Source organism: Halorubrum distributum JCM 10118 (assembly GCF_000337335.1).
GTDB classification, from domain to species: domain Archaea; phylum Halobacteriota; class Halobacteria; order Halobacteriales; family Haloferacaceae; genus Halorubrum; species Halorubrum distributum.
This window is the reverse complement of the sequence record NZ_AOJN01000053.1, coordinates 44,967-52,716: the sequence shown is the minus strand read 5'-3', so window position 1 is coordinate 52,716 and position 7,750 is coordinate 44,967. Positions and strand designations below refer to the sequence as shown.

Annotated in this window: 11 protein-coding genes and 1 pseudogene; 7 read left to right on the top strand and 5 right to left on the bottom strand. The window is 71.6% G+C overall.

The genetic code is table 11. The features are described from left to right. From C466_RS11980 to C466_RS11960, 5 genes and pseudogenes are all read right to left on the bottom strand, one after another. A pseudogene (locus C466_RS11980) lies at nt 1–312 on the bottom strand (proteasome subunit alpha); the annotation flags it as partial. A gap of 4 nt (nt 313–316) precedes the next feature. Beyond that, nucleotides 317–796 (bottom strand): Rpp14/Pop5 family protein, encoded by a 480-nt coding sequence (locus C466_RS11975; RefSeq protein WP_004595720.1) that lies wholly within the window; start codon nt 794–796, stop codon nt 317–319. Nucleotides 797–803: 7 nt separating this feature from the next. Next, entirely contained in the window at nt 804–1,427 is a 624-nt protein-coding gene (locus C466_RS11970) for a class I SAM-dependent methyltransferase (RefSeq protein WP_004595721.1), read from the bottom strand. Beyond that, nucleotides 1,411–2,181 carry an RNase P subunit p30 family protein gene (locus C466_RS11965; protein WP_004595722.1) on the bottom strand — a complete coding sequence of 257 codons (771 nt, stop codon included), beginning with the start codon at nt 2,179–2,181 and terminating at the stop codon, nt 1,411–1,413. Before C466_RS11965 ends, C466_RS11970 begins: the two co-directional genes overlap by 17 nt. 61 nt (nt 2,182–2,242) lie before the next feature. Continuing rightward, the gene (locus C466_RS11960; RefSeq protein WP_004595723.1) at nt 2,243–3,106 is read right to left on the bottom strand and encodes a DUF6498-containing protein; all 864 of its coding nucleotides are present in this window, start codon (nt 3,104–3,106) and stop codon (nt 2,243–2,245) included. Between the two features lie 79 nt (nt 3,107–3,185). Here C466_RS11960 and C466_RS11955 point away from each other — a divergent pair, with 79 nt between their 5' ends. The 7 genes from C466_RS11955 (at nt 3,186) to C466_RS11925 (ending at nt 7,737) form a co-directional block, all read left to right on the top strand. After that, nucleotides 3,186–3,470, top strand: coding sequence for a DUF357 domain-containing protein (locus C466_RS11955; protein ID WP_004595724.1), 285 nt, complete (start codon nt 3,186–3,188; stop codon nt 3,468–3,470). A gap of 79 nt (nt 3,471–3,549) precedes the next feature. Next, complete coding sequence (locus C466_RS11950) at nt 3,550–4,668, top strand: M20 family metallopeptidase (protein ID WP_004595725.1); 1,119 nt, start codon at nt 3,550–3,552, stop codon at nt 4,666–4,668. Between the two features lie 117 nt (nt 4,669–4,785). Continuing rightward, nucleotides 4,786–4,938 carry a 50S ribosomal protein L39e gene (locus C466_RS11945; protein ID WP_004050128.1) on the top strand — a complete coding sequence of 51 codons (153 nt, stop codon included), beginning with the start codon at nt 4,786–4,788 and terminating at the stop codon, nt 4,936–4,938. Then, complete coding sequence (locus tag C466_RS11940) at nt 4,939–5,217, top strand: 50S ribosomal protein L31e (RefSeq protein ID WP_004595726.1); 279 nt, start codon at nt 4,939–4,941, stop codon at nt 5,215–5,217. A 1-nt stretch (nt 5,218) separates the two neighbouring features. After that, entirely contained in the window at nt 5,219–5,884 is a 666-nt protein-coding gene (locus tag C466_RS11935) for a translation initiation factor IF-6 (RefSeq protein WP_004595727.1), read from the top strand. 75 nt (nt 5,885–5,959) lie between these two features. Next, nucleotides 5,960–6,925 (top strand): ABC transporter ATP-binding protein, encoded by a 966-nt coding sequence (locus C466_RS11930; RefSeq protein WP_004595728.1) that lies wholly within the window; start codon nt 5,960–5,962, stop codon nt 6,923–6,925. Next, entirely contained in the window at nt 6,922–7,737 is an 816-nt protein-coding gene (locus C466_RS11925; protein WP_004595729.1) for an ABC transporter permease subunit, read from the top strand. The genes C466_RS11930 and C466_RS11925 overlap by 4 nt, the downstream gene beginning before the upstream one ends. Nucleotides 7,738–7,750: the final 13 nt, after the last annotated feature.

The following is a 7,750-nucleotide window of genomic DNA, read 5'->3' as shown; positions in this document are numbered from 1 at the left end:
GCGGAGCTGGTTCACCTGTGCCTGGCGGCGCGCGAAGTCGATGAGCTGGCGGGCGTCGGCGACGTGGCCCGCGCTCGCGACGCCGACGTGGTCGTCGGCCTTGTGGAGCTTCTCGATGCTCTCGGGCTCCATGAGGGGAGAGCGGGCGCGCTTGTCGGCCGCGAGGACGACGCCGTCCTCGGCGCGGATCCCGACGCTCGCCGTCCCTCGTTTCACCGCCTCCCGGGCGTACTCGACCTGGTAGAGTCGGCCGTCCGGAGAGAAGATTGTGATGCCGCGGTCGTACGCCTGTTGTTGGGATTGGCCCTGCATGATATCACTCGGTATCGAACGTCGTCGCGCCGACGCGGCCCGACTCGACCCGCACGTCGCACGCGTCTCCGCGCACGACCGCGGGCCGCTCGGCGCCCTCGAACGCGACGTCTCGCTGTGTCGAACTGGGGGTCGCGCGACCCATATATCTTTCCTCACAGGCACGCACCGTCCCCGAAATCCCCCTGACGAGGATTCCGACCGGCTCGTCGTCGACCTCGCTCACGCAGGCGATCGCGGCGCGCGCGTCGTCGACGTGCCCGTGTCTGACGCGGACGACGGCCTCCCCGGTCCCGTCTGCGTGGGCGAACGACAGGAGCGTGAGGTCGGCGTCGGCGCTGCCCGCGTCCCCGAGGAGGTTGCCGGCGCTGTACCACAGCGCGCGCTGGAACGCCCGCCGCCGGATCGATGCCTCCGCCCGCGACTCGATCCCGACCGCGAGGTAGCGCCACCGCGGCCGGAGGTGCTTCGGGAGGTGTTTCACGGGGCGATCACGCCGGGAGCTCCCGGATCCGCTCCGCGACGATCACCGCCACCTGGTCGTGGACGCGCTCGACCGCGGTCACCGCGAACCCCTCGTCGGTGAACGCCTCGACCAGCGTCCCGACCGTCGCGGGGTCGTCGACCTGGGGGCTGTAGAACGGCGCCTCCGGGTCCGGCTCCTCGAAGAAGGCGACGTCGCCGAGGACGATCCGGCGCGTTCCCGTGTCGGCCATCACGCCGATCGCCTCGCGCTTCTCGTCGTCCGCGAGGTGGTGGAGCGCGAAGTTCGAGGTGACGACGTCGACGCGCTGGTCCGGGTCGAGGCCGGGGTCGCGGAACTCGCCGTACGCGAACTCGACGTTGTCGTGCCCGCGCTCTTCGGCCTTCCGACGCCCCTCCTCCATCATCCCCTCGCTGATGTCGCGCGCGAGGACGCGCTCGGCGTCCTCGGCGACCGGGAGCGCGATGGCGCCGGTGCCGGCGCCCAGGTCGAGGACCACGTCGTCGACCTCGGGCGCCGCGTGGTCGATCACGAGGCTCGCGCAGGCGTGGTACTCCTCGCTCTTCGAGTCGTCGTACGCCGCCGCCTTCTCGGAGAACCGCTCGGCGTGTTCCTCAACCGTCTTCTTCATACCTGCCACGTCGGACCCCCGGCTCTATGAAGCCCTCGGAGCGGCGGTCGCGGTTACGCTCGACGAGGTCGCCCCACGCACGGAGCCCCTCGCGGACGAACTCGGCGTCGAACCCGACCGCCTCGCCGACCGCGACCAGTTCGCGGGGCGCCCGGAGTTCGAGGTGCGAGCGCGCGTTCGCGCTCACGACGTACGGCGCGTCGTAGTGGGAGACGATCTCGCGGAGCTTCCGGAGGTCCGCCAGCGCCCGGACGCGCTTCCCGCCGGTCGCGCGCAGCGCCGGGCCGAAGTCGAACTCGACGCGGACCCCGTTGTCGCGCGCCGCCTTCGCGAGGACGTGGTTGAAGTCGCCGCCTCCCGCCATCGGGCGGACGAGGGCGTCGACGCGAGCCTGCTCGACCGCGAACCGGTTCAGGGCGTCGTCGCCCCCGACGACGCAGACCGCGGTCCGGTCGGAGCGGTAGTTCCCGACCGCGCCGGAGGCGCTCGTGGGGTCGTCGGCGTCGATCTCGACCGCGTCGACGACGTCGATCCCGTACTCCTCGCGGAGGGCCTGCGGGTCGCGGACGGGACTCTCGTCAGTGTCGGCGGCGGCCGATCCGCCGTCACCGGCCGAATTTTCTCCGTCGACGGCCGGATCCAGCGCGTCGCGCGTCCGCACCACGATCCCGTCGTAGCCGTGCCGGGCGGCGGTCGCGGCGTGGCGCGCGACGGTCGCCTCCCCGTCGGGGTAGGCGTGAACGGCCTCGTACATGAGGGCCCGTTTCGCGGCCGAGCGTATCGGCGTTGCGCTTTCGGCGCTCCCGATCCGCGGGTCACCCCTCGCGGGCGGACTCCTCCGCCTTCTTCCACTCGCGGCGCGGGTCCTCGCCGGTGAACCACGTCGCGATCTCGTCCGGGTCGTCCTCGCGGGCGGCCCGACGCCGGCCCCACTCGACGACCGCCTTCGCCAGCGTGATCGGGAGGAGGTACGGGAGGAGGACGGCCCCGACGCCGAACGCGTCGGCGACGCGGTCGAGCAGCCCGGGAGCGAGGGCCGCCTCGACGACGAAGACGCCGACGGTGACCGGGACGACGGTGAGCATTCCGATGACGAAGTAGAAGAAGACGACGCGCTGGGCCGCCTCGACGACCATGTACGGCGACCGCTCCTCGTACGCCCGCTCGGCGAAGAACTCCCGGCGGACCTCCGCGACCTGCGCGCCGCAGACGCCGAGCGCCGCGAGTCCGACCGTGGGCGTGAGATACGACAGCGCGTCCCACCCCACCGGGACCAGCGGGAACAGCAGAAACGCGAACACGCCCAGCGACCGACGGACGACGCGGAAGTTCCGCCGGTAGATCGGCGGGAGCCACGAGACGAGGCGAATCGGAGTCGGGTCGCTTTCCCACACCTCGTCGCGCTCCGCGTCCTCGTCGTAGCCGGTGATGTAGAACGAGCGGTCCTCCAAGACGATCGGTCGCTCCGCGAACATCGCGGCGGCGGCGTGAGCGAGGACGAGGGCGGCAACCTCGATCCAGTACACCGCGAGCAGTTCGCCGACGCGCCAGCCGAACGCGACGACGCCGGCGAGGGGGAGGAGGTTCGTCGCGACGACGAGCGCGAGCGCCCCGCGGCTCGTGGGGGCGAGCGGGCGCGACGGGCCGCGGTCGGGCCTCGGCGATCCGTCGGAGGGCATCGTGTCGTCTCCGGTTCGCGCCGAACATAAATCTCGCCACCCCGCCGCCCTTTTTGTCCGCCCGCCGGGACACTCGCGTATGGCCGCCGACTTAGAGGAGAAGACCGACCGCTACGAGCGGATGCTCGCGGACGCGTTGGCGGTCGCGGAGCCCCGCCCTCCGGCCGACACGCCGCTGGGCGAGGCCGCCGCGGACGTGACCGAGATGGCCGAGTCGTACCTCGACGACGGGCGCCACTTCCGCGAGGCCGGCGACCCGGTGAACGCGCTCGCGTCCTACTCGTACGGCTACGGCTGGCTCGACGCCGGCGTGCGCCTCGGGCTGTTCGCGGTGCCCGACGACACCGAGTTGTTCACCACGTGAGATAGCGACCCGGGTTCTCCCCACCGTCGCGAGCGGCCCCGAGGGACGCGCTTAAGCGGTGACGCCCGCCACTGGTGGCATGGACGAACTCGCGGACCTGACCGAGCGGCTCGTCTCGATCCCCTCCCACGAGGACGAGACGGCCGCGGGCGACGCCGTCGAGGAGTGGCTGCGCGCGGAGACGGACGCGACCGTCGAGCGCGACGACGCCGGAAACGTACTCGCGTTCGCGGGCGCGACCGACGACCCGGATGCCGACTCGCTCGCCTTCGTCGGCCACCACGACGTGGTACCGCCGGCGCCCGAGCAGACGACCGGAGACGGACTCGACGGCGACTACGTCGTCGAGCGCCGCAACGGCCGGATCTACGGCCGCGGGACGGCAGACATGAAGGGGTCGGTCGCGGCCGCAATGTGCGCCTTCCGGGACGCGACGCCGCCGGAGGACCGGGAGCTGGTCTTCGCCTCGTTCGTCGGCGAGGAGGTCGGCGGCGAGGGCGCGCGCCACGCCATCGACGCCGGGTTCGCGCCGGACCGAGCCGTCGTCGCGGAGGGGTCGACGAACTACTCGAAGCCCGGCGTCACGGACGTCGTCGTCGCCCACCGCGGACGCCGCGGATCGCGGCTCGTCGCCCGCGGGGAGGCCGCGCACGCCTCGGAGCCGGAGGCGGGCGTGAACGCCATCTACCGCGCCTGCGACGCCATCGACGCGGTCCGCGACCTCGACGTGCCCGACGCGACGGTCCTCGGCAACGACGTGTCGGGGTCGCTCGCGGTCACGATCGTCGACGGCGGCGAGACGTGGAACGTCATCCCGGAGCGTTGCGAGGCGACGGTCGACGAGCGCACGGTCCCCGGCGGCCGTGCCGACCTCGCTGGCGTCGCCGGCGCGACGCCCGGCGTCGAGCTCGTCGTCGACCAAGACCTCCCGCCGATGGCCTGCGACGACGCGGCGTTCGCCGACGCCGCGCTCGACGTTGCCAGCTCGGTCCACGACCAGCGCGGCCTCGACGCGCCCGAACACGTCACCAAGCCGCACGCGACCGACGCGGGGTGGCTCGCGCAAGCGGGCACCGACTGCCTCGTCTGTGGCGCCTCGGAGCCGGGGGAGGCGCACACCGACACCGAGAGCGCGAGTCTGGACGTCCTCGACCGCTGTTACCGGATTTATACCGGGATCGCCGAGCGGGAACTGTAGCAGTCGGAACCGGGGGTCCCGCGCGCGCGGCGCGGCGGTCGAGCGACGGTTCGCGGCCGCCTCGCGCGACCCCGTATGGAAGGGGTTTTATGCGCTCCGCGGAAAGTGTGCGCCACTATGGGAGACAAGTCGAAGGCTCAAAAGAAGCGTCTGGCGAAGGCGGAGCGCCAGAACACCCGCGTCCCCGCGTGGGTCATGATGAAGACGGACATGAACGTGACGCGAAACCCCAAGCGGCGCAACTGGCGCCGGAACGACCTGGACGAGTAAATGTCGACGAACGACTTCGAGGAGCGCGTCGTCACCGTCCCGCTCCGCGACGCCAAAGAGAAGCCCGTCCAGCAGCGCGCCGACTACGCCATGAAGATCACGCGACAGCACCTCGCCAAGCACTTCTCCGTCGACGAGGGCGACGTGATCATCGACGGCTCCGTCAACGAGGCCGTCTGGGAGAACGGGCGACAGAACCCGCCCAGCACGGTGCGGGTCCGCGCGGCTCGGTTCGTCGAGGACGGCGAACCGGTCGTCGAGGCCGAACACGCCGAGTAACGTGTTACGGGCGACCTTCACCGGCTCGTCGTACGTGGGCGTGTTCGCCCGCGCCGTCGACGACATCCTGCTGGTCCGGCCGGACGTCGACGAGGAACTCGCCGAGGGCCTCGGGGCGGAACTCGGCGCGGAGCCGCTGCTGACGACGGTCGGGAGGTCCAACACGGTCGGTGCGCTCGCGACGGGTAACGAGCACGGCGTGCTCGTCTCCTCGCGCGCGACCGAGCGCGAGAAGGACCGAATCGCCGACGCCGCCGGCGCCCCGGTGCGCGAACTGCCGGGCGAGATCAACGCCGCCGGCAACGTCGTCCTCGCGAACGACTACGGCGCGTACGTCCACCCGGACCTCTCGCGCGAGTCGGTCCGGACGATCAAAGAGGTCCTCGAGGTCCCCGTGACCCGGGGCGACCTCGGCGACGTCCGGACGGTCGGCACGGCGGCGGTCGCCAACAACGCGGGCGTGCTCTGTCACCCGCAGTCGACCGAGTCGGAACTTCAGGCGGTCGAGGAGGCGCTCGACGTCCGCGCCGACCTCGGCACGGTCAACTACGGCGCGCCGCTCGTCGGCTCCGGCCTCGTCGCTACCGACGAGGGGTACGTCGTCGGCGAGGACACGACCGGCCCCGAACTCGGCCGGATCGAGGAGACGCTCGGCTTCATCGAGTAGCCCGTCCGCTCGCGGCCCGTCTTCTCCCCGTCGCCTCCTCCCACATTTAAGAGTCGCAGCGGAGTTGGAGACGGTATGTCCGCTATCGAGTGTCGCAACCTCTCCAAGTACTACGGGGACGTCCGGGGAATTGAGGACGTCTCCTTCGCCGTCCAGAACGGCGAGGTGTTCGGCTTCCTCGGCCCGAACGGCGCGGGAAAGACGACCGCGATTCGCACCCTGCTGGGGTTCCTCTCGCCGACGAGCGGCGGCGCGACCCTGCTCGGGAACGACGCGGCGGACCCCGTCGAGTCCCGCCGCGCCCGCGAGCGGACCGGGTACCTCCCCGGCGACCCCGGACTCGACCGCGACCGCACAGCGAAGGCCTTTCTCGACCATCAAGCGGCGCTCCGGGGCGCGTCGAGCCGCGAGGACCTCGTCGACCGGTTCGGGCTCGACGAGTCGCGCCGGATCGCCGAGCTCTCGCGGGGGAACAGACAGAAGGTGGCGCTGGTCGCCGCGTTCATGCACGACCCCGACCTGCTGCTGCTCGACGAGCCCACTTCCGGGCTCGACCCGCTGCTTCAAGAGGAGTTCGCCGCCCTCGTGCGCGAACGCGTGGACGACGGGGCGAGCGTCCTCCTCTCGTCGCACGTCCTCGGCGAGGTGGCCGCGCTCTGTGACCGCGTGGGCGTCCTCCGGGAGGGGCACCTCGTCGCGGTCGAGTCCGTCTCGGACCTCCGGTCGCGCGGCGGAAAACAGGTCCGCGTCCGCGTCGCGGAGGGCGTCGACCGGGACGACTTCGAGGTCCGGGGCATCATGAACCTCCGCGTCGGCGAGACGGTCTCGTTCACGTGGACCGGCGAATACGACGACCTGATCGACCTGCTCTCCGGCTACACCGTGCTCGACCTCGACGTCGTCGACGCGCCCCTCGAAGAGGCGTTCATGACGTTCTACGACGGCGACGTGCCGGGCCCGACGGGGAGCGGGGGCGGCGAGAGCTCAGGTTCCGACGCGGCGGGAAGTGGGGCGGTCGGCTCCGGAGGTGAGGGCCGATGAGCGATCGTCCGGCTCCGTGGCTCGCGATCGCGCGGTACGACGCCACCGGTCGAGCCCGCGGGTCGCTCGTGGTGACGGGGCTGCTCTCCGCGTTCCTGTTGCTCTTCTTAGCCTTCTTCCCCTCGTTGTCGACCGCGGGAATCGACCTCGACGCGTACGTCGACGCGTTCCCGCCGGCGTTTCGAGAGGCGTTCGGGATCATCGCCATCTCCTCCATCGAGGGGTTCCTCGCGGTGGAGTTCTACCAGTTCGCGTGGCTGCTCTTGGTCGGCCTCTACCTCGCGTACCTCGCCGGGGGGACGATCGCCGGTGACGTCGCCTCCGGCCGGATGGACCTCACGCTGTCGGCGCCGGTCGCGCGCCGCGACGTGGTGATCGGACGGTTCCTCGGACTGGTCCCGCTCGTCCTCCTGTTGAACGTCGTGCTCCCCGTCGTCGCGTACGTCGGCGTCCTCGCGGTCGGGGAGACGATCGCGGTCGAACGGCTCGTCGCGGTCCACGCGCTGGCGGTCCCGTACCACCTGACCTGCGTCGCGGTCGGGATCGCCGTGTCGACGCTCGCCTCGCGGCCGGGGATCGCCCAGCGGGTCGCGCTCGGCGCGCTGTTCGCGCTGTTCATGTTCGAGTCCGTCGTCGCGAGCACCGACTACGCCGAGGCGGGAGACCTCAGCCCGACGGCGCATTACGACCCCTCCGGGGTCCTCGTGTTGGGCGAGTACGACGTCACGGGCGCGGCGGTCCTGCTCGCGGCGACGACCGTCCTCGTCGCCCTCGCCGTCGTTCGGTTCCGCCGCGCGGATCTCTCGGGGTAAAAGGCCGCGCACC

What these genes read in the sequence shown, in the direction of transcription:
- C466_RS11970 (WP_004595721.1), bottom strand. Translation starts at nt 1,427, where the DNA reads ATGAAGAAGACGGTTGAGGAACACGCCGAGCGGTTCTCCGAGAAGGCG.
- C466_RS11965 (WP_004595722.1), bottom strand. Translation starts at nt 2,181, where the DNA reads ATGTACGAGGCCGTTCACGCCTACCCCGACGGGGAGGCGACCGTCGCG.
- C466_RS11960 (WP_004595723.1), bottom strand. Translation starts at nt 3,106, where the DNA reads ATGCCCTCCGACGGATCGCCGAGGCCCGACCGCGGCCCGTCGCGCCCG.
- C466_RS11955 (WP_004595724.1), top strand. Translation starts at nt 3,186, where the DNA reads ATGGCCGCCGACTTAGAGGAGAAGACCGACCGCTACGAGCGGATGCTC.
- C466_RS11950 (WP_004595725.1), top strand. Translation starts at nt 3,550, where the DNA reads ATGGACGAACTCGCGGACCTGACCGAGCGGCTCGTCTCGATCCCCTCC.
- C466_RS11945 (WP_004050128.1), top strand. Translation starts at nt 4,786, where the DNA reads ATGGGAGACAAGTCGAAGGCTCAAAAGAAGCGTCTGGCGAAGGCGGAG.
- C466_RS11940 (WP_004595726.1), top strand. Translation starts at nt 4,939, where the DNA reads ATGTCGACGAACGACTTCGAGGAGCGCGTCGTCACCGTCCCGCTCCGC.
- C466_RS11930 (WP_004595728.1), top strand. Translation starts at nt 5,960, where the DNA reads ATGTCCGCTATCGAGTGTCGCAACCTCTCCAAGTACTACGGGGACGTC.
- C466_RS11925 (WP_004595729.1), top strand. Translation starts at nt 6,922, where the DNA reads ATGAGCGATCGTCCGGCTCCGTGGCTCGCGATCGCGCGGTACGACGCC.